We start from the raw sequence: 19,967 nt of genomic DNA, 5'->3' as shown, positions 1-19,967 counted from the left end.
TTCACGTATGAGCACAAAAAAGAATACTTTCAACCGGCTGCTTAAAATTTTACTTTTAGTATTATTGGTGTCCCTGATCCTGTACCTGGGCAAAACATTCCTGATACCAATCGCGATAGCTATTTTCTTTGCTATGCTGCTGTTCCCGCTGGTGCAAAAACTGCAAGGGTTCCGTTTAAAAAGGCCGGCTGCAGCCTTAGTTTCCATCCTGGTCTTACTGGCTATACTTGGCGCTTTAGGCACCTTGGTTTATTACCAGGTTACTATCCTGGAAGACGACCTCCCCAGGTTAGAAAAAAGAATAGAAGAAAAGACAAACAGGCTGCAAGGGCTGCTTTACCAAACCACCGACTTAACTCAAACTGAACAGGACCAGATAGTAGAAGAGCAAAAGGGAAACATTGCAAGGGCACTGTTTAAGAGTGTAAGAGATTTTATAATGCAAGGGTTGTACATCCTGCTGTTTATCTTTATTGTGCTGACGTATACCTTCTTTTTAATCGTATACCAGCAACGGATTCAGAACTTCTTCGTCAGGCTCCGCTTATTCGGCAGTGAAAGGGAAACAAAGGTGATGTTCGGGAGAATATCAAGAATTATTCATGATTACCTGATTGGTGTTCTGACTGTCATCTCCATTTTAGGTGTGGTCTATGCCCTTGGCTTTTGGGCTATTGGCATTGAACATGCCATTCTTTTTGCCATGGTTACGGCTTTACTTCGTATCATCCCCTACTTTGGGTCCTTCCTGGGAATCGCTCTTCCCATTACGTTTGCTTTCCTGGTTAAAGATTCGCTCTTGTACCCGGCGCTGGTGCTGCTCTTTTTTATGGTAACCCAGGTCGTAGAGGCAAACCTGCTAACGCCTTATATAACCGGATCAAAAGTAAAACTGAATCCATTGGCCACCATCATGATTATTCTGCTAGGCAACCTTCTCTGGGGTGTACCTGGCATGATCTTGTTTGTCCCATTGTTTGCCAGCCTGAAAGTTGTTTTTGACCGGGTTCCCCGGTTAAATCCTTATGGTTACATACTCGGGAAAGAGGAAGATTCCGAAACCTCCTGATGTACCTTTTTCTACTTTATGGATTGAGGCCCGTGCAAATTTTTTATTTCCCTATCTGCATTACAAATCAAAAGCAGTTCATCTTACCATCTAATCTAAAGCAAGCATAAACCTGTGACAGTGGCAGGTAATCTGTTTTAGTATTAGCTGATATCCCTCCCTGTGACGCCTCTCCTTTCTGTACTCCAGTTGCTGCTTTAAAGGATTACATAATTAAACCGTTCATTTCTAAATAAGTGAAATCTGCTAACCAATGAAATTGTACTTCGTTTTATAGCTTATACATAAGTAAAAGCTATAAAACATGGCAGATAATAAAGGAAGAGATGCAAGAAAACCTAGTGAAATATCTGGGAGCGGATGGAAAGAGGTGATGCTAAGAGTAAAAGACCAGCTCACAAAAGACAATTTGAATATTGTTGCTGCCGGTGTAGCATTTTACTTTTTCCTGGCAATTTTTCCCTTACTGGCTGCTACTATCTCGATATATGGGCTCGTAATGGATCCTTTAGAAGTAGAGCAGCAAATGGAGCAACTTACGTCCGCATTACCAGAGAGTGCGCACGAAATGCTTTCGGAAAGGCTCCATAACATAGCACAGAGCTCGAGCACTACACTGGGCTGGGGGGTGGCCTTGAGTATCCTCCTGAGTTTATGGAGTGCCAACAAGGGTACTAAATCGTTGTTCCTAGGCATAGACATTGCCTATGATGAAGAGGAAAAAAGGAGCTTCTTTAAATTAAACGGAATTACGCTGCTCTTCACAATTGGTGGTATCGTGTTGGGTATCATTTGCCTGGCTGCAGTAATTGCCTTTCCGGCACTGGTAGATAACCTGGGGCTGCCGAGTGTACTTGAGACGGTCATACAATGGGGAAGGTGGCTTGTGCTGGCAATATTTGTGATGTTCGGGCTTTCTCTGCTTTACAAGATTGCTCCCGATAGAGACAGCCCTCAATTTAAGTGGGTAAGCTGGGGATCAGCTATTGCTACGGTCCTATGGTTAATAGGCTCGCTGCTGTTTTCGTGGTACGTCAACAATTTCGGCGACTTTGACGAGATGTATGGCTCCGTTGCCGCTGTTATTATCCTCCTTCTGTGGCTTAATCTCACCAGCTTCGTTATCCTACTGGGTGCAGAAATTAATTCTGAGATGGAGCATCAAACAGCTAAAGACACCACCGTTGGTGAGGAAGAGCCAATGGGAGAACGCGGTGCCTACCACGCTGACCGTGTGGCGGGGCAGGACGATGATAAGTAATGTAAAACAGCTGAATTTTATAGATGTAAAGTTCTTGTTTCGCAACAATTTATGGGCAGGCGCATACAGGAGCTGCTATGTATTTTATACCTTTATTTCAAGTATGCTGAAAGCCTTCAGACTGAAGCAGTCTGAAGGCTTTCAGCATATGGGTTAGGGTTTAGCCTGTTGTGAAACAGTGTCACTCCCTATGAACCATTCAGCAGCACTTTCTGCAATATTGGACGGGATTTCGTGCCCTCCTTCAAACTCAGTATAATTTACCTCCAGGCCCTGCCGCTGCAGTTGCGGTACAACACGCCTGGCGCAGGGGTCAATAGGTAATACCGTATCATGGACACCATGTGAAATATATACGTTAGGCTTTCCGTTCTTTTCCAGTGTATATACAAAGCCCGGGGAGAATGCCATAATATGCGTAAAAAGATCCCCATTTGTTAAGCCCAGACACAGGCCATACGAAGCACCATCCGAAAAGCCGCCGATAGCCACATGCGCAGGGTCTATAGCAAAGTTTCCAAAAACAAACTCAAGCGCCTGATCTATGAAAATAACATCCGGCCCGAAGGCATCGCTGGCAATAATGTCCCATGAATATGAACGGGAAGCTGGCGCAATCAGTATGATGTTTTTCTCATCAGCATACCGTTGGAGTAATGACAGGCCTTGTTCAGCCGGGGCTCCTGCGCCGTGCAGCATAACAGCAAGGGCAGCTGGTTGGCTGTTACTATACCTTTTAGGAACGTAAAACAGGCCATCTTTTTTTGAATCTAGTCCCAGCCGCTGCACACCCGTTGTAAATTCAGCTTTTCCGGAAGTGTTAACGGGTCTTGCAGTTAGCCGCCCTGTACTGTACCTGTCTCTTTCTGTTACCATACCTCTCCCTCTTCAAAATGTATAAGAAACCTTCTAACACTTACGGAAATAGTCTGAAAGTATCTGCGCCGGCAACTGAAGCCACAAATAAAAAAAAGGAGCATGTAGCCCCTTTTTTAAAATATATGATATTACTTATACTAATAATGCTTTAGAACCTATCTGATGTATCTGCTTTACCCACAGGTGCAAAATGAGTGGCCTGTTTAATGGTCTTTTCTTTACCATCAGCGTCTTCGTAAGAGCGTTCCTCCACTTCCACTGAAAGTGTTTTGCCCTTCAGCTCTTTTGAGTCAACCTCGGCTTTCTCAATACCTACTGCTTTCAGGAAAGAAGCTAGAATAGGCTGGCCAGGCTCACTTAGGTAGAAACGCTGGTTAACAAAACCATCTTCATTTTCCAGGCGGCAGTTAATAAAGGGTACTTCTTTGTTTTCACTTTTGCCTTCTTCCACCTCTGTTATTTGCACCACATGCCGGCCATCCGGCAGGAAAGGCTTTTCATCTATTTTCAATTTCATATTTCTAGTCTTTAAGCTTAATATTGATACTAATTGCTAATTTTTTACGCAATTAAGAAGCGTTAGTTGCTTAATTGACATTCATACACTCATTTAGCTAACTATATTAGTATAAATAACATCCTCAGAAGCCTTGTTAACCTTTACCTTTACTTTGTTCGTACAACTTACTACCCCGATAAGTCTGGGTATTTAAACTATGTTTCAATCAAGAAAATGATAACTATGTCAGATAATAAAGATAACATCAGCAATGAATTGAAGAGCCATGAAGGCAAGGGAGGAAACGTGAGCGGACAGCAGCCCGCAAACCAAACAGGTCCGGTAGAGGGCGGCGCTGATAATACGCGCGGCGAAAACAAGCCCAGCCGGGAAGGAACTACCGCCGGAGCAAAACCAGGCAAAGACAGTCCTGACAAACACAGCGATCAAACAAACCTGACCACAACTTCGCGCGGAGCAGACAGCACGGACAAAGAGTTCCGTACCGATCAGCCCAACGCCAGCACACTGAAAGGACATAAAAGCAACGAAGGACTGGGCAACGAAAAAGGCTAACCTTCTACCTTTTAAAATAACTAGAAGTATAACCAATGCTTCTAATAAAAGACCCGGGAAACCCCGGGTCTTTTGCGTTTGCTATCGTTTAGGCCTGTCCAGCAAAAGCACCACTTGATTTCTGCGTTACAGTTCCCCTCACCCTATCCTATCTATCCTGCGATTGGTTGTAGTTACACTGCGTTGCTTCCTGCACCCCTCCTGCACAGGCAGCAATAACAGGTATGAATTCTTAAAGATAGGGCTCATCAAAGCCAGATTATTTTTATATTGCCTCTGGTACTGCTTCATAACGGCTGATACGCTTAACCAGAATAAGCACTGTCACACGGGCAATACCCTGACACCTTAGCTAAAACTTAACCTGCCACAGCTATGTATCCATTGCCTATCAACCGCCGGAACTTCCTGAAAGGAGCAACGGCCACACTAGCTCTAACAGCCCTTGGCGCACACGGAATAAGCCTGGCCGATCCGGCAAAAGCCCTGCGGGTAGGCTTAATCGGGACCGGCTGGTACGGCAAAAGCGACTTATTCCGTTTGATGCAGGTAGCACCGGTAGAAGTAGTTGCGCTTTGTGATGTAGACAAAAATATGCTTGATGAAGCGGCAGCACTGGTAAGCCAGCGCCTGAAAGCGCGTAAAAAGCCCCGGCTATACGAAGATTACCAGAAAATGCTTGCCGAAAACAAACTGGATATCGTGCTGATTGGCACTCCTGACCACTGGCATGCCCTGCCCACTATTGCGGCGCTGAAAGCCGGAGCCCACGTGTACGTGCAAAAGCCAATTAGTGTGGATGTGTTGGAAGGGGAAGCCATGGTGGCTGCAGCCCGCAAGTATAACCGTGTGGTGCAGGTGGGCACTCAGCGCAGAAGCACCCCACACCTGATAGAAGCCAAAAAAAATATCATAGATGCCGGTCTCCTGGGGAAGGTGTCGCATGTGGAGATGTATTGCTATTACCACATGCGCAGCACTGCCAACCCACCTGATAAGCCAGTACCGGACTTCCTGAACTATAACCTGTGGACAGGCCCTGCTCCGCTGCGCCCCTACGACGGATTGCCGCACCGCCGCTGGCGCAATTTTATGGAGTATAGCAACGGGATTGTCGGGGATATGTGCATCCACATGTTTGATGCCGCGCGATGGATGCTACAACTCGGGTGGCCGAAACGCGTCAGCTCTACCGGTGGAATCTATGTACAGAAAGAAGGAGCTGCCAACACTTCCGATACCCAGACTGCTACATTCGAATATGATGAACTCAACTGCATATGGCAGCACCGCACCTGGGGCACACCGGCCAACCCTGATTATCCCTGGGGCTTGACTATCTATGGTGAGAAAGGCACGTTGTTAGCCAGCCCCCATCAATATGATTTTATTCCAGTAGATGAGGATGGCGAAAAAATTCACCGCGATGCGGTTTATGAAAGAGAAAAATACCCGGAGGACCTGAAAGAAGAAGGTATAGAATTACATGCGGCTCCGGCCACCAGGCTCCACATGCAGGATTTCCTGGCAGCCATCGAAAAAGGCAGCAAACCAGTGGCTGACATTGAGCAGGGCCATATCTCTACGGCCAGCTGTATACTGGCCAATTTATCCATGCAGTTGGGGCGCCCCCTGGTCTACGACCCTGTAAAGCGTGAAATCGCAGGTGATCCGGAGGCAACGGCACTACTGCAACGCCCTTACCGGCAACCTTGGGTTCACCCTGACCAGGACAAGGTATAATGATGCTGTCATTTGAGAGCTAAGGCCCATACAGTTCCACTGCATGAACAGTCTCAAAGAACTATGGACGCTCATCTGGCTTGCGGTGAGAGGAATAGAACAGGACTATACCACCTTAAGCATTAAGAGAAGCATTGTTCTGCTGGCGGTACCGATGATTCTAGAAATGGTGATGGAGTCTTTGTTTGCCGTAGTCGACATCTTTTTTGTGGGAAGACTTGGCTCCAGCGCCTTAGCCACAGTAGGACTTACAGAGTCGGTTCTGATGATCATCTACGCTGTTGGCATGGGTATCAGCATTGCCGCAACAGCGCTGGTGTCGCGCAGGTTCGGTGAAAAGAAGTATGCCGAAGCAGGGAATGTCACCTACCAGCTATTGGTAACCGGCAGCACTTTAGCGCTGCTGCTGGGTGCCTTTGCCACGTACTTTGCGGCAGACATCCTGAACCTGATGGGAGCCACTCCTGACGTTATTGCTTCCGGCCTTACTTTCGCACAAATCATTTTCGCCGGCAACATTGCTATTATGGTCCTTTTCCTGGTAAATGGGGCCTTCCGCGGAGCCGGACTGCCACACCTGGCCATGCGTGCACTCTGGATCGCAAACGGGGCAAACATTATACTAGATCCTATCCTTATATTTGGAGTAGGCGCCATAGACGGTTTAGGACTGGAGGGAGCGGCCTGGGCTACCAATATCGGAAGAAGCCTGGGTGTTGTTTACCAGCTGTATCACTTACTCAATGGCAGGCATTTACTGCAGATTGGGCGGGAGAACCTTGTCATCCGCTTTGCCATGATCAGAAAAATCCTTCAGGTTTCTTCCGGTGGTATTGGGCAATACCTGATAGACTCAGCCAGCTGGATTTTCCTGACAAGGATCATCGCAGAGTTCGGAAGCCAGGCGCTGGCGGGATATACCATTGCTTTCCGGATTATCATTTTCACGATTCTGCCGTCATGGGGCTTGTCTTCAGCAGCAGCCACACTGGTGGGGCAAAACCTGGGGGCGCAAAAAGGGAAAAGAGCAGAAATTGCCGTGTGGCTGACGGCGCGTTATAACGTTATCTTCATGGCTGCCGTCACGGTGGTTTTTCTTCTGTTCGGAGAGCACCTGGCCGGGTTTTTCACAGCGGAGCCTGAAGTAATACGTGTGGCATCAGAAGCATTAAAAATTATTACGCTGGGCTATATATTTTTTGGCCTGGGTATGGTGATGGTGCAGGCATTTAATGGAGCCGGCGACACCAGAACCCCTGCTATCATTAACATTGTGGTGCTATGGATACTGGAGATACCCCTTGCCTATTGGCTTGCTATCTCTTTCGAACTAGCTGCCACCGGTATATTTATCGCTATTGCCATTTGCCACTCACTGCACGCGCTGGTGAGCTGGTGGTTGTTCAGGCAAGGCACATGGAAAAAGGTGAGAGTTTAAGTTCGCCTTAACTTTAAACTAAATAATCCGGAAACCCGCAACCTTTGATAAATATCAGGTGTAGTAGAAAATTCACTATATAGAATGGAGTAGACATATTTGATGGGAGTATTTGACAAAAAATATCCGAAAGCGACAAGAGCATCTTATGCACCAGGAAACGAGCAGGAGGCTTGGATAGCTATCATGCATGCCTGCATCGCTGTTGATGAAGATGTTGCAGATGAAGAGTTGGAAGAGTTAGCGCAGGCCTTAGCTTATAAACCAATTTTCGAGGGGCATGATGTGCGGGAATATTACAAAGCGGTCTTACTGGCGCATGCCAGAATCGGCAGTAAACAGTTGATTGACAATAGCGTGGAATATATTTCCGCTGAACGTAAATATGACCTTTTTGCGCTGACCATTGAATTAGTGCTGGCTGATGGTGTATTAGCCAACAAAGAAGAAGAGCTCATTAGCTACATCTCTTCCGCCCTGGATTTGGATGAGGAAACAGCCAGAAAAATTGTAGACAAGAGACTACAGGATTATAAGAACAATTCTGCTCTGTAAAGCTCTGTAACGCTGTTGCGTGCTTCTGCTGACAAGCATTGCAGCCGTATCCTCATTAGGCTGGCTCTAATCCTGCAACAGTCACCTTAAGTCAAAGCGTATGCGTATCTTGCATCAAAATAAAACATCTGGCGCTAAAGCTCCAGTGCTGCACCAGCAATGTCAGGAGTAAAGCACGGGGATGACAGGATGTTTAGAGAGAATAAAAGCACATGAGAGTAACAGGCAACATACGCCAGATTAAAAACAGCAGAGACAGCAGGAACAAGGATATAGCTGTGCACCTGAACACAGTGGAATACATCACGCATAAAAAAGACGGCAAGTATTACCAGGCGTTCGACTTTGTGGAAGAACTTGACACACCGCTCGTCATCACAGGGGATTGCCTGGCGCTCATCCCATCAAAACAGGCAGAGGAAGGTGAGTACGCTTTTCATGTGTTTGATAAGGTAGGTGAAGAGTATCAGCTCAACGAAAACAAGGCTCTTTTGCTCACATTGGACTATGACTATGATGCCAATGTTGCTATCTTAACGTCTGCCACATATACTATCACAGTCTCCAACGAAGACTTTAAGGAGATAAAAAGCGAACGGAACAAAGCCAGAAAGCAAAAGCAGGGAAAAGGCCGAAAGAACAGGTAAACCATTTTCTATTCGACGTTTCAGGTGCAAAGGTGCTTTATTATTTCCTCAGGTACAGCACAAGGTTGGTGTAATCAATTACCCCTCTTTTGGCAGACAAAATATCGGCGCCAATAATACCGTCTACTTCCTCAAGCTTCATGTCCATAAAAACCTTGTTCACATGGTCCAGACTAACCAGGTAGATGGGAGAGTTTTTGATTTCAAGCTCCCCTATCTTCATTTTATTGCCGACGGACAACTGCATGCCCATGGCGCCACCTCCTGTTCCTGTAACCACTTTGTTTGATTTACGGGATGTTAAATGAAAGGCAGACTTCTTTTTTTCCTCCAGTATGGTAGCTCCTGCGCCGGTATCCAGTATAAAATTCCCACTCACACCATTCAGGGAAACCTGCATTTGCAGATGCCCGGACGGCATCCTCTTCAACTGTATCCGCTCGTACTCCTGGTGCTCCGTCAGTAGCTCGTCCAGGCTCATGTCAGCTGTAACACTTGTTTCGGCTTTATCACTTCTTTCAGTTGGAGCCTCAGCTGCAACACTGGTAGTGGGCTGCGGCGCATCACAAGCCGCCACTATAGCCGTTAGTGCTGTTATAAGGTAACAGAAAACTTTGCTCATATATAATTCCTGCTTCAGATATGCTTTAATTCAAAATTGAAGAGTCTTAAGGCAGTTCATGTTACTACCTGCTTTCCAATGTATAAAGTATATCTAAACAGAAATCGTTTCAAAATCAGCTGATTAATACCTTTCTGTGGAGGTGTATTATGCTGTGATTTAAGCAGGAAGAGCTACCCAGGCAGGTAGCTCTTCTTATAAACTCAATTAATCCATTTAACTCAATCAGTCCATCCTCAGGTTCAGGACCGGATTGTTTGTAGCCGCTTTAATGGCCTGGTAACTGATGGTAACAAAAGCTAACAGGGCTGCTACCATACCTGCGACAAGGAACACCCAGAGCGGTATGTCGATGCGGTAGGCGAAATCCTGCAGCCAGATTTGCATGGCATACCAGGCAAGCGGGAAAGCGATAAGCGCCGCTATTACCACCAGCTTCAGGAAATCCTTTGAGAGAAGCGTTACAATGGAAGACGTTTCAGCACCCAGCACTTTCCGGATACCAATCTCTTTTTTCCGGCGCTCTGCCGCGTAAGCCGCCAGACCAAACAGGCCCAGGCAAGCCACAAAAATGGCAATACCAGTAAAAATGGTCAGCAGGGACTTTAACTTGTCTTCTGCCTTGTACATTTTCTGAAAATTGTCATCCATAAAAATGTACTCTACAGGGTAATCAGGTGAGAACTCGCCCCAGACTTCCTTCACATGGTCTATAGAACCCGCGATATTATCAGAACTCATTTTAACGGCTACTTTCACGTAAGCACCCGGGTAAATCTGCAGCACCGTTGGATCTACCTTGTCATACAGACTTTTGAAATGAAAGTCTTTTACAACTCCGATAATCTTTCCTTCCTTCACAGAATCTTGGTTATCCCAGGTTGGCCACAACAAGGGCTGGCCAAGAGCTTTTTCCGGGGTTCCGTACCCCAGTTCCCTTACAGCAGTTTCGTTGATCATAAAAGCCTGGTCGGCATCCGTTTTAAAATCTCTTGAAAACGGTCTTCCTGCTACTACTTTTACATCCAGTGTGTAGATGTAATCAAAGTCAACCATCAGCATGGCAGTAGAATGGTTTACCTGCTCCCCGTTATCCGGCACAATCACGCCGTCTCCTGCCGTAGCATCTCCCGGAAAACCATAGCCAATAGACACATCCTGGATACCTGGTCCTTTCAGCAACTCACTTTTAAACGTTTCGTAGTTGCTGAACATATTGTCTCCCCTCATCTGGAAAAACATGATCTGCTCTTTATTGAAACCTAAGTCTTTGTTGTGCAGGTAGGCCACCTGCTTGTAAACGATACCGGCACAAATGATCAGGAAGATAGACAAGGCAAACTGCACCACAATCAGCCCATGCCGCAGCCACTGTATTTTCCCAACTTTACTGTCCACCACCACAGCGCTTTTTAATACCCTCACAGGTTTAAAGCCAGACAATACCATGGCCGGATAAAGCCCTGCCAGGATACCCACCACCAGCGTTAAAAGAAGCAGCAGCAAAAGAAGGGATGGATCTTTGAACAGGTTGAATGTCATTTCCTTGCCCGCAAACTCGTTCAGCGATGGCAACAGCAAAGAAGTAAGCGCGGCAGCAAAAATGACGCTGATGAGCGTGAGCAGTACCGTCTCCCCCATGAACTGCAGCATGAGCTGACCGCGGCTAGCACCTACCGCCTTCCTTACCCCCACTTCTTTTGCCCGCTGCATGGACTTGGCAGTAGCCAGGTTCACAAAATTGAAGCAGGCAATGAGTAAGATAAAAATAGCGATAATACCAAGCGCCCTCACATAGGTGATGTTGCCTTTAATGGACTGGTCAAACTTAAAGCTAGCTGAATACAGGTACACTTCGTTCAGGGGCTGCAGCAACGGAAGGTATCTGAAAGGTTTATTCCGGGCTTCATCAATCTGCTTTCCCACAATACCCTGCAGCTTTGATTCAGCTGCAGCTGCATTTGCTCCTTCTTTCAATTTAACATAAGTATAAAACTGCTGCCATCCCCAGTTTTTCATACGCTCAGCTGGTATCTGGGCAGCGGCAAAAGGCAGCACAAAGTTTACAGGCAAATGAAAACGCTCCTCTGTACTGAATACCCCTCTTACGATAAACGGCTCTTTATTAACCGCTACCTTCTTACCAACCGGATCAACATCCCCGAATACTCGCTCAGAAAACGCATCTGAGATAACGATGGAGGAAGGATCTTCAAGGGCTTTTTCGGGAGAACCGTACTTGAAAGGAAGCTGAAATACCTCAAAGAACTCCGGTTCAGCATAAAATCGTCCTTTTTCGTAAATGCTCTTCTCCCCCACCTCTACCAGCTGGTTGGAATCAAAGGGCAGCATCAGGATGCGTACAACAGTCTCTACTTCCGGGACACTTTCCTTTAGGGTAGCTCCGAACATGGGAGGCACAACCGCCAGGATGGTACCGGCTTCCTCAGCTGATATATCATTGTAAACGCGGTATACCCGTTCCCCTTCCGGGAGGAATTTATCGTACTGCAACTCATCATGCACAAACAGGCCAATGAGCAGGCAGGCTGTCAGGCCCAGCGCTAAACCAGCAATATTGATAAAGGAGAACCCTTTGTGCCGGAAGATATTCCGATAGGCGGTTTTAAAGTAGTTTCTAAACATACAGGAGTCGGTTAAGCTGTTGTGATTATTTTTCCAGTTTTATCTTGCTTGTACTATTACAAAAACAGGCTTACAGAACAAATGCCAAAACAGAAAACAATTCATAATCAGCAACTTATACTTTTTACTCAACTTTACAACGTGCAAAATCGCGCGATGAGTGTGCGAAAATGCACACTTCATCTTCTGATAAAAAATGGTTCTTATTCAGAATCAGCATATTGTAATAATGGCATAATTGTAGTTTATTTCGCTAAGAGCATGTTTAAATTTCGTTTTTGGATGCGGAAACTGTCCATGAAAGGTTCTGGCGAAACGGTTTTGGAGCTTCATAGCAGCGCTATGGAGCGAGAAAAATGTATAGTCAGGTTCCTTTATGGACAGTTTGCAGCGCAAAGGATGAATTCTAAACATGCTCTAATATAGATAGTGCTTATGCAACTGAAAAAGGCTTCTGTTCTTGTTGTCGATGATGACACCGACGTGCTCACGGCTGTCCGGCTCTTGCTGCGGCCGCAGGTAAAAGAAATTATGACCGAGAAGAACCCGGAGAACATACCCTCCCTGCTGACGCACCATTCGTTCGACGTGATCCTGCTGGACATGAACTTTGCCTCCTCCATCAACACCGGAAACGAAGGCCTTTTCTGGCTCAAGAAAATAAAAGCGCTGAAGTCAACCGCCGCCGTTATCATGATCACCGCCTATGGCGACATCGACCTGGCCATCCGTTCCCTGAAAGAAGGCGCCTATGATTTTGTGGTAAAACCCTGGCACAATGAAAAACTGCTGACGACCATACAGGAAGCCATCAGCAAAAAAAGCAATGGCGCGAAACTCTCCTCCTCCCCTGCCGACAGCACATCGGTGATTGGTTCAGAATTATTAGGAGAATCGGAAGTGATGCAGGATATCTTTTTCAAGATAAAAAAAGTAGCGCCAACTGACGCGAACATCCTGATTCTGGGAGAAAACGGAACCGGAAAAGAACTCATCGCCAAAGCCATTCACCAGCACTCGCTGCGCGCCGATAAGCCTTTTATAAAAGTGGATGTGGGCGCGCTGACTGAGTCGCTGTTTGAAAGTGAATTGTTCGGCCATAAAAAAGGTGCTTTCACCGATGCGCGAGAAGATCGTGCCGGTCGTTTTGAAGCCGCCCATAAAGGCACTATTTTCCTGGACGAAATCGGCAACATTTCGCTGCACCAGCAGTCGAAGCTGCTCAGTGTGCTGCAGAACCGGCAGGTGATACGCGTGGGTGCCAACGAACCCGTGGATATAGATGTGCGCCTGCTGTGCGCCACCAACGTATCGCTGGCAGAAATGGCAAACGAAGCCCGCTTCCGCAAAGACCTTATCTACCGCATTAATACCGTAGAAATTACCGTTCCACCGCTCCGCAAGCGTGGCGATGACATTGTGCTGCTGGCGCGGCATTTCATCACCGTGTACGCAAACAAGTATATGAAGCCTGCGCCGGAATTAGCTAAATCAGGGCTGGAGAAACTAAAGAGCTACCATTACCCGGGCAACGTGCGGGAGTTGCAGTACGCCATTGAGCGGGCTGTGATTATGGCGGATAACGACGTGCTGGAGGCAAATGACATCATCTTCTCTCCTATAGAAGCGGCTCCGTCTGCAGAAAACCTGCAGCAGGAGACAAACCTCGAAGAGCTTGAGAAAACCACCATCCTGCGGGTGCTGGAAAAGCACCATGGCAACCTCTCCAGGGCATCCAAAGAGTTAGGCATTACGCGCACTGCATTATACAGGCGACTGGGCAAGTATGACATTTAAGAACTTTGAAGGAAAGCTGATACTTCGGGTGATACTCCTGTGCATTACCCTGAGCACACCTGCCTTTGTTATTTTTAAAGGCTTGCCGGAGGCGCTGGTTTTTTTGGTGCCCCTTATCATATACCAGGTTTTTGAGCTCATCCGTTTCCTGAAGCAGGCACAGGAAGAACTGAACCAGTTTGTGGAGTCTGTCCATTACCGCGACTTCTCGAGGTACTTCACCGAAAAGCATGACTCCGCCCAGTTGGTTGCCCTTCGGAAAGGCTTTAACGAAATCAACACTACTTTCAAGAGCATTAACCGGGAAAAAGAAACCCAGCACCAGCACCTCCAGAAAATACTGGAAATGGTAGAAACCGGTATCGTCACCTACGATATGAACAGCGGTGAAGTGCTGCTCATGAACGAAGCCATCAAGAAGCTCCTGCATGTTCCTTTCATGAAAACAATCCATTACCTGGAGAAAAGGGACAAGGAGTTGTATGCGGATGTGGTGGACCTGCAGCCGGGGCAAAGCAAAATTACCACTGCCCATACCACGCACCTGGAGAAGAACACTATTAAAGTGCTGCTGTCGGCAACAGCCTGGCAAAGTAATGGGAACAGGTATAAACTGGTAGCTTTCCAGAACGTAAACGAGGCACTGGACGAAACAGAATCACAGGCCTGGCAAAAGCTGCTGAACGTGATGACGCACGAAATCATGAACTCTATCGCGCCCATTTCCTCGCTGGCAGATACGCTGAAGAACCGCCTGAAAGAAGCCGTAGTCACAGGTGCCACCACCGAGGACTTCGAAGACCTGGAAGTGGGTGTCGGCACCATCAAACGCCGGAGTGAAGGCTTGTTAAAATTTGCCCAGACCTACCGCAACCTCAGTAAGATTACAACGCTGAACCTGAACCAGGTCAACATCAAAGAGCTCTTCACCAACCTGCACCGCCTCATGCAGCCCACGCTGGCACAAAAGCATATCCAACTCAACATTATGCTGGCAGACCAGCACCTCTTCCTGCAGGCCGACCCTAACCTGTTAGACCAGGTCCTCATTAACCTGCTGGTGAACGCCATGGAAGCTGTGAAAGACGTTCCTGAACCAGAAATCACCCTGAGCGCCAACATCGGCACAGACGGCAAAATTGTTATTAAAGTAAGTGACAACGGCGCAGGTATGTCCAGGGAAGTACAGGAGAAAATCTTTATCCCCTTTTTCAGTACCAAAAAACAAGGCAGCGGCATCGGCCTGAGCCTTTGCAAGCAAATCGTGATGCTCCATCGAGGTACCATCCAGGTACAATCAGAAGAAGGCGTGGGAACGGTGTTTATTTTGCGGTTTGGGTGAAAAGAACCCTGTCTGCTATTAAGACGCTGTTTCCTTCATATATGAAGAAAAAGCGCACTTAAATCTTCCTTGAAACTTTCAGCACCTGCTGATTCTGCCTTTTGAGCAGGCATCATATCCGCTTACCACCATAACAGGAAACCTCTGTGCTCTTACATGATAAATTGAAAGCAGAGGCAAATAATAAAGTTTCCGGATCACTTCAGGCAATTGCTAAGACAAAAACTTTCATAAAGTTGATGTAAATGGCCAGGAGCAGGAATGAAAGCAAACATACCTATATTATTATAATTTGATTCTTACATTTACACCGCATTAATACCTTCGGAAAAAACCATTAGTAGCTTATGAAAACAGCTTTACTTTTCTTCTGCTTCATTTTTCTTTACATCTGTTCTTTTGCGCAGGGTCAGGATTACACATTAAAGTCTCTTCTGGGGCAGACGCTGAATAAACCGATGGACTTTTTCATAACACTGGATGACAATGTATTTGTTGCAGACTACTATAGTTATAAGCTATTCAGCCCTGAGGGAAAGCTCATAAAGGAGTTTTTTTTAGATGATGCGTATGAGGGCCGGGCTTTGGCTACAGATAGCCAAGGCAACATTTATGTTATTAAGGACGATGATAGAGTTTATAAATATGATGCGGATGGCCGCCTGTTGATGTCTTTTGGAAGTCAGGGCGGAGAGCCTGGTCAGTTTAATGGTGCCGAGGGCATAGACCTGGATACAGAGGGTAACATATTTGTTGCAGATACGAACAACGACCGGATTCAGAAGTTCGACCAAAATGGAGTTCTGTTACAGGTCATTGGTGAAGTGTCACAGCCTTACCATATTAAAGTAGATGCAGACAACAAACTAAATGTTTTAATTAACAATAGATTTGAGCGGCTGCATCCAAATGGAACTCCTGACATTACAATTTCCTTCGGCTACTCTGCCAATGGAGGCATGGCCATTGATAAAGATGGAAATATTTACCTGACGAATGATTTCCAGGTAAAAAAACACAATAGCGAAGGCAGATTAATTGCAACTTATTTAAGTCAGGGACCTGAAGAGGGAAAGATAGCGGCGCCATACTTTACTCGCTTAGACTTTGATTCAAAAGGGAATCTATACCTTTTGGAAAATCCAGGTAATGCATCCGGGAACAGGATACAGGTATTTACTCCCCAGCTAGACTTTCTTTCTTCTTTCGGGAACAGTGGCCCGAACAGCAGGAACAAAATAGAGGTAAATGTCAAGTTAAAATTTGATGCTGTTGGTAATTTTTATTCTGTTAATGAACCAGGTCAGAACAAGGTCGGCTTCTTTGACAAAAGCGGCCAGTTTATCCGGAGCTTTGGTGGTGCGGGTGATAAGGATTCTTTTTACTATCCTATATATAATCTTGCATTAGACAATCAGGGAGATGTTTATGTAGTTGCTCAGCATGAAAAGGGAAACGTACATAGGTTTTCTTATAAAGGGGAATATGTTTCGAGCATGGCAGAAAGTTCTGATTTTTCTGAGGGCTTCTTCCCCGACTTCATCTTTTTCGATAAGTCGAACTACATGTACCTGCTAAAAAACAGGGATTGTTTGAAATATGATTTAACTGGGAAGCTTCTTGCCAGAATACATTTTGATACTGGTATGACTGATGAGAGGGGGTATGTTTTCCCGGTGCAAGACGTGTCAATAGATGCGACCGGAAACTTTTACATGATCCAGGATAGGCATGTGGTAAAATACGATCATACAGGTAAAGAGATTTCATTCTTTAATGCCCTAGACAAAGGAGGCAGCTATAACTTATCAAATAAGGCTTCTATAGCCTTAGACCACAACGGCTTTATTTATGTAACAGATGGTCTAGACATCAAAAAGTTCGATCAATCCGGGAATTTAGTGACAATCATCCAGGGCCAGTATAGGTATAATTTTGAACTAGCCAGTGCAGAATTAGGCGTTAGCCCTACTGGTTCAACGATAAAGACTGCGATCGCTGATGGATATTTCTTTAATAACATAAGGGTCTATTCAAATGGAGAAGAAGCACCTCTGTCAAACAGGATCTCGGGAACCATCTTTTCTGATTTAAACAGTAACTGCACCCAAGATAACGAGCAGGGGCTGGAAGGAATAATAGTGGAAGTAACACCAGGACCGTATTATGGCAAAACAGATAGAGCAGGCTTTTACACAATAGAGGTTAGGGAACAGGAAAACACTGTAAAACAGATTTTACCCTTACAAAGTGGAAAGCTCATACAGCAGTTGTGTCCCACAAATGGAGAGGGATACACAGTTCGTTTTGATGCTAATAAAGTTGCAGATACAAGCTTAAGCTTCGCCAATAAAGTCACCCTCTCCCCCTATCTCACCGCCAGCGTCTCTTCTACACGCCGCCGCCGTTGCTTTGAGAGCACTACCAAGCTTACCTACTCCAACACAGGCTATGCTCCTGCTGAAAATGCGAAAGTATACCTGCAGCTACCGGAGCAGGTAGAACTGTTGTCAGCCGACAAGCCCTACACCCGCCTGCCCAATGGCACCTATGTGTTTGATGCCGGTACAGTGGTGGCCGGGCAAAAAAGCATTATAACCATCCAGGACAAAGTAGTTTGTGGTGACGAAAGCATACGCGGCATGACCGTCTGCACCAAAGCATGGATGACGCCAGGAAACCAAAGCCCGACGGCACCCCCTGCTCCTGTTATTAGCATTACCGGTACATGTAACCCTGAAACAGGCAAGGTGCGCTTCGTGATAAAAAACATGGGCCAGGTTGACATGGAGGAGAGTGAGCAGTTCAGAAAGTACATCAACGGGTTACTTTCTACGGTAGAGGATTACAGGTTGGCTGCCGGCGACAGCCTGGTGCTCTGGGTTCCCGCAGGCGGCAGAACCGTACGGCTGGAGGCAGACCAGCCCGACGGAAACGGCGACAACATCATGGCCAGCACAACTGTAGAAGCGTGTAATACGGTGGCTACCCAAACCGTCTTCAATACCGGATTTGTGAACGTCCTGCCTACAGACGACGAAGAGGCCGAGGTAGCAGAAGAATGCCTGCCCATCATCGACTCTTTCGACCCGAACGATAAGCTGGTGTTACCTGTCGGGCGAACAGAAGAAAACTACACCCCGACCGGTGTGGCGCTCAAGTATAAAATTCGGTTCCAGAACACCGGCACGGATGTGGCCTACCGGGTAGTGGTGGTGGACACGCTTTCAGAACACCTGGACCTGAGCACGCTGCAAATCGGCTCCGCCTCGCACACCTACCGTTATGAATTAAGCGGGAAAGGAAAAGCAGTACTCACCTGGACGTTCGATAACATCATGCTGCCCGACAGCACCAGCAACGAGCCAGGAAGCCACGGCTATATCCAGTTCAGCATAAAACCAAAAGCAGACCTGCCGGAAAAGACAGCCGTAGAAAATTTCGCTGATATCTTCTTCGACTACAATTCTCCTGTCCGGACTAACGTGACCGTTAACCGCATCTATGACATGCCGCTGGTTGTGGATGAAAGTGTCCGCCTGAACCTGGAGCAGATAATCGCCACTCCTGCTATTTCCGGCTTCGCTCCTGCTGCCGGCAAGTTTGGAGCTGAAGTAAGTTTGAGCGGCAAGCGGTTTTCAGCTACAGCGGCCAGCAACAAAGTATATTTTAACGGCGTGCTGGCTCCTGTTGTAAGCGCCTCTGAAACAGAGCTGCGTGTGCTGGTGCCGGCAGGCGCAGCTACAGGCACTGTAAAAGTAGAGACACCCGACGGCGCAGCAAGCACAACAGAAGTATTTGAAGTGTTCCAACCGCCGGTACTCAGCAGTTTTAGCCCTGCAGAGGGTATAGTTGGCTCCACCGTTACCCTGCAGGGCGCGCAACTAGGCACCAGCCTTATAGAGAGCGTTAAACTGGGCACAATAGTATGCGACATCATCAGCAACACAGGCAATGAACTGGTGGTGCAGGTACCTGCTGAAGGGGTGACATCAAAGTTTAAGATTGAAACCAAAGGAGGCGAGACAGAAAGCACAATGGAATACGTGGTCTGGCATCAGCCTTCCATCAGTAGCCTGAGCAAAGGCACAGACGCTGTAGGTGCTACTATTATCTTAGCAGGTGCGCATTTTGCACCGGCTGCAGGCCGAAACAAAGTGATGTTCGGGAATGTGCAGGCACAGGTAATAAATGCCACAACCGGACAGCTCACGGTGCAAGTACCTATTGGTGCTACATCCGGTTTTGTAACGGTAGAAACGCCGGGCGGTAAAGCAACCAGCAACACTTCTTTCGAGGTAATACCGGCTCCTGTCTTTCTCGCCATGGCACCCTCTATAGGAAGTGTAGGCACCGAAGTAGAAATAACGGGTGCGAATTTCGGCACACTTGGTTTGCAGGATGAGATTTACTTTAATGGTGCGAAAGCGCTCATATTAGAAGCCTCAGACGCAAGGTATAAAGTACAGGTACCGCGGGGCGCCACGACAGGTAAAGTAAAGATAACGGGATATGGAGGCGCTGCCTACAGCACTGCTGACTTTGTAGTAGAGGAGCTTACGCCAACACAGGCCATTGCCATCTACCCCAACCCCACCACCGGCCACTTTACCATCAGCTTCCTGCACGCTGACTTTGACGTGCAGGCAGTGGAAGTGTACAGCTCCGTTGGCAAACTGATGGTTACGACTGCTGTTGCCAACCCACGGCCTGAAAAGCTGGAGCTGAATATAAGTATGGCACAGTCCGGGCTGTATGTGCTTCAAATAAGAACAGACAGAGGCCTCGTCATCAAAAAACTAACTGTACTCTGACACGGCCTGCAGGGGCTGCTGCATAAGAAGCGATAGTCTCTTTATATTATGTGCTGTTTTGATTTCAATATAACTGTTC

The 19,967-nt window shown here is 46.8% G+C and carries 14 protein-coding genes; 10 read left to right on the top strand and 4 right to left on the bottom strand.

The window, feature by feature from the left end; translation table 11 throughout:
- Nucleotides 1-7: 7 nt before the first annotated feature.
- Both DXT99_RS13890 and DXT99_RS13885 read left to right on the top strand, forming a co-directional pair.
- On the top strand, nt 8-1,069 hold the full coding sequence (locus DXT99_RS13890; RefSeq protein WP_115566175.1) for an AI-2E family transporter: 1,062 nt from the start codon (nt 8-10) through the stop codon (nt 1,067-1,069).
- A gap of 304 nt (nt 1,070-1,373) precedes the next feature.
- Complete coding sequence (locus DXT99_RS13885; RefSeq protein WP_115566174.1) at nt 1,374-2,330, top strand: YihY/virulence factor BrkB family protein; 957 nt, start codon at nt 1,374-1,376, stop codon at nt 2,328-2,330.
- A 153-nt stretch (nt 2,331-2,483) separates the two neighbouring features.
- Here DXT99_RS13885 and DXT99_RS13880 read toward each other — a convergent pair whose 3' ends face one another.
- Together DXT99_RS13880 and DXT99_RS13875 are read right to left on the bottom strand one after the other, a co-directional pair.
- Nucleotides 2,484-3,206 (bottom strand): alpha/beta hydrolase, encoded by a 723-nt coding sequence (locus tag DXT99_RS13880; protein WP_115566173.1) that lies wholly within the window; start codon nt 3,204-3,206, stop codon nt 2,484-2,486.
- A gap of 151 nt (nt 3,207-3,357) precedes the next feature.
- Complete coding sequence (locus DXT99_RS13875) at nt 3,358-3,726, bottom strand: hypothetical protein (RefSeq protein WP_115566172.1); 369 nt, start codon at nt 3,724-3,726, stop codon at nt 3,358-3,360.
- A 225-nt stretch (nt 3,727-3,951) separates the two neighbouring features.
- Here DXT99_RS13875 and DXT99_RS13870 point away from each other — a divergent pair, with 225 nt between their 5' ends.
- The 5 genes from DXT99_RS13870 (at nt 3,952) to DXT99_RS13850 (ending at nt 8,667) form a co-directional block, all read left to right on the top strand.
- Nucleotides 3,952-4,284 carry a hypothetical protein gene (locus DXT99_RS13870; RefSeq protein WP_115566171.1) on the top strand — a complete coding sequence of 111 codons (333 nt, stop codon included), beginning with the start codon at nt 3,952-3,954 and terminating at the stop codon, nt 4,282-4,284.
- 375 nt (nt 4,285-4,659) lie between these two features.
- Nucleotides 4,660-6,027: a Gfo/Idh/MocA family protein gene (locus tag DXT99_RS13865; protein ID WP_115566170.1), complete on the top strand. Its 1,368-nt coding sequence runs from the start codon at nt 4,660-4,662 to the stop codon at nt 6,025-6,027.
- A gap of 43 nt (nt 6,028-6,070) precedes the next feature.
- The gene (locus tag DXT99_RS13860) at nt 6,071-7,465 is read left to right on the top strand and encodes an MATE family efflux transporter (protein WP_115566169.1); all 1,395 of its coding nucleotides are present in this window, start codon (nt 6,071-6,073) and stop codon (nt 7,463-7,465) included.
- Between the two features lie 102 nt (nt 7,466-7,567).
- Complete coding sequence (locus DXT99_RS13855; protein WP_115566168.1) at nt 7,568-8,020, top strand: TerB family tellurite resistance protein; 453 nt, start codon at nt 7,568-7,570, stop codon at nt 8,018-8,020.
- Nucleotides 8,021-8,232: 212 nt separating this feature from the next.
- Nucleotides 8,233-8,667: a hypothetical protein gene (locus DXT99_RS13850; protein WP_115566167.1), complete on the top strand. Its 435-nt coding sequence runs from the start codon at nt 8,233-8,235 to the stop codon at nt 8,665-8,667.
- Between the two features lie 40 nt (nt 8,668-8,707).
- Here DXT99_RS13850 and DXT99_RS13845 read toward each other — a convergent pair whose 3' ends face one another.
- Complete coding sequence (locus tag DXT99_RS13845) at nt 8,708-9,289, bottom strand: retropepsin-like aspartic protease (protein ID WP_115566166.1); 582 nt, start codon at nt 9,287-9,289, stop codon at nt 8,708-8,710.
- A 225-nt stretch (nt 9,290-9,514) separates the two neighbouring features.
- Complete coding sequence (locus tag DXT99_RS13840) at nt 9,515-11,935, bottom strand: ABC transporter permease (RefSeq protein ID WP_115566165.1); 2,421 nt, start codon at nt 11,933-11,935, stop codon at nt 9,515-9,517.
- A 435-nt stretch (nt 11,936-12,370) separates the two neighbouring features.
- On the opposite strand from DXT99_RS13840, the gene DXT99_RS13830 reads away from it, so the two are divergent.
- The 3 genes from DXT99_RS13830 to DXT99_RS13820 all read left to right on the top strand — a co-directional run bounded on the left by DXT99_RS13830 (nt 12,371) and on the right by DXT99_RS13820 (nt 19,888).
- Nucleotides 12,371-13,732, top strand: coding sequence for a sigma-54-dependent transcriptional regulator (locus DXT99_RS13830; protein WP_115566163.1), 1,362 nt, complete (start codon nt 12,371-12,373; stop codon nt 13,730-13,732).
- Nucleotides 13,722-15,074 carry a sensor histidine kinase gene (locus DXT99_RS13825; RefSeq protein ID WP_115566162.1) on the top strand — a complete coding sequence of 451 codons (1,353 nt, stop codon included), beginning with the start codon at nt 13,722-13,724 and terminating at the stop codon, nt 15,072-15,074. The genes DXT99_RS13830 and DXT99_RS13825 overlap by 11 nt, the downstream gene beginning before the upstream one ends.
- 347 nt (nt 15,075-15,421) lie before the next feature.
- Complete coding sequence (locus DXT99_RS13820; RefSeq protein ID WP_115566161.1) at nt 15,422-19,888, top strand: DUF7619 domain-containing protein; 4,467 nt, start codon at nt 15,422-15,424, stop codon at nt 19,886-19,888.
- Nucleotides 19,889-19,967 lie beyond the last annotated feature (79 nt).

Origin of the sequence: Pontibacter diazotrophicus, from assembly GCF_003367245.1 — a bacterium.
In the GTDB taxonomy this organism is placed as follows: domain Bacteria; phylum Bacteroidota; class Bacteroidia; order Cytophagales; family Hymenobacteraceae; genus Pontibacter; species Pontibacter diazotrophicus.
This window is presented reverse-complemented; position numbering and strand designations above follow the sequence as displayed.

Bases quoted from the DNA above. Each gene is read 5' to 3' on its own strand.
- DXT99_RS13890 (WP_115566175.1), top strand. From the start codon at position 8: ATGAGCACAAAAAAGAATACTTTCAACCGGCTGCTTAAAATTTTACTT.
- DXT99_RS13885 (WP_115566174.1), top strand. From the start codon at position 1,374: ATGGCAGATAATAAAGGAAGAGATGCAAGAAAACCTAGTGAAATATCT.
- DXT99_RS13880 (WP_115566173.1), bottom strand. From the start codon at position 3,206: ATGGTAACAGAAAGAGACAGGTACAGTACAGGGCGGCTAACTGCAAGA.
- DXT99_RS13875 (WP_115566172.1), bottom strand. From the start codon at position 3,726: ATGAAATTGAAAATAGATGAAAAGCCTTTCCTGCCGGATGGCCGGCAT.
- DXT99_RS13870 (WP_115566171.1), top strand. From the start codon at position 3,952: ATGTCAGATAATAAAGATAACATCAGCAATGAATTGAAGAGCCATGAA.
- DXT99_RS13865 (WP_115566170.1), top strand. From the start codon at position 4,660: ATGTATCCATTGCCTATCAACCGCCGGAACTTCCTGAAAGGAGCAACG.
- DXT99_RS13860 (WP_115566169.1), top strand. From the start codon at position 6,071: ATGAACAGTCTCAAAGAACTATGGACGCTCATCTGGCTTGCGGTGAGA.
- DXT99_RS13855 (WP_115566168.1), top strand. From the start codon at position 7,568: ATGGGAGTATTTGACAAAAAATATCCGAAAGCGACAAGAGCATCTTAT.
- DXT99_RS13850 (WP_115566167.1), top strand. From the start codon at position 8,233: ATGAGAGTAACAGGCAACATACGCCAGATTAAAAACAGCAGAGACAGC.
- DXT99_RS13845 (WP_115566166.1), bottom strand. From the start codon at position 9,289: ATGAGCAAAGTTTTCTGTTACCTTATAACAGCACTAACGGCTATAGTG.
- DXT99_RS13840 (WP_115566165.1), bottom strand. From the start codon at position 11,935: ATGTTTAGAAACTACTTTAAAACCGCCTATCGGAATATCTTCCGGCAC.
- DXT99_RS13830 (WP_115566163.1), top strand. From the start codon at position 12,371: ATGCAACTGAAAAAGGCTTCTGTTCTTGTTGTCGATGATGACACCGAC.
- DXT99_RS13825 (WP_115566162.1), top strand. From the start codon at position 13,722: ATGACATTTAAGAACTTTGAAGGAAAGCTGATACTTCGGGTGATACTC.
- DXT99_RS13820 (WP_115566161.1), top strand. From the start codon at position 15,422: ATGAAAACAGCTTTACTTTTCTTCTGCTTCATTTTTCTTTACATCTGT.